The 832-nt window shown below is 46.2% G+C and carries 1 protein-coding gene; it reads right to left on the reverse strand.

Annotated elements, in window-relative coordinates; genetic code table 11:
• Window positions 1-100: 100 nt before the first annotated feature.
• Window positions 101-625, reverse strand: a complete 525-nt coding sequence (locus P5683_RS25405; protein ID WP_315641169.1) for a reverse transcriptase N-terminal domain-containing protein — start codon at window positions 623-625, stop codon at window positions 101-103.
• Between the last annotated feature and the right edge of the window lie 207 nt (window positions 626-832).

The raw sequence follows: 832 nt of genomic DNA on the forward strand, positions 1-832 counted from the left end.
CCGGGTAGTTATTTCGGGCATTTCAGCCCTATTTCATACCCGAACGTCTCGCACCTGCATCAAGAACATAGTAATTTCCTTGATTTATGGCTGAATTTATTCAGCCTATTGCGTCTTGGGCTGACCGTCCGGGACGGAACCCATAGCTTGTGCCTTCAAATCTCGATTCCCATTCAGGTTCGAGAGCCGATTTAACCAAGGCTTGCCTCGCTCTATCTTGGATAGTGGGTATTCCCAGCGGGCGTTTCTCATCCCTACCAGGTTTTGGAATCCACACCCTACGCAGTGGTTTTGCTTTGATATTTCCTTTGATTTTCTCGGCTAAGTCTAACCTTTGCTTAGGGGATATTGCTATCACTCCATCCACTCCGGCTGTTTTCTTTCCTTGATTGTCTTGGGTCACTCGCCGTACTGCTAAGAGTCGGGCATAAGATGACTTCACCAATAGACGTTGCCACCTTCTTACCTTTGCATCCGGCCCCGATTTAGCTGCTTGAAATATCCTCTTTTGGAGCTTGAAAACTTTCCGCTGAACCTTAGCCCAAGGAATAGCTTTCCATACGTTATTCGTAGTCTTGATTGGTTTGGACTTGCCAAAGCCTTTCTTTAAACTCGCTTGCGTCATTTAAACACCTACTAGACTCTATTCTTACAATCAAACCGTGACCTGTTAGCATATCCCGTCCATTACAGCCGGGCGTTGGCTTTTGGTCACATCTCACATCCTCTAGGACTTGCGGTTACACTTATCCCTACTAACTACCTCGACCAGATAGTCAGAGTCCAGGAGGACTTAAAACGTTCCGTTTATATGGGCATTCCATCTTTAGAA

The sequence above is a fragment of the Limnospira sp. PMC 1279.21 genome (assembly GCF_032349615.1).
Classification (GTDB): domain Bacteria; phylum Cyanobacteriota; class Cyanobacteriia; order Cyanobacteriales; family Microcoleaceae; genus Limnospira; species Limnospira fusiformis.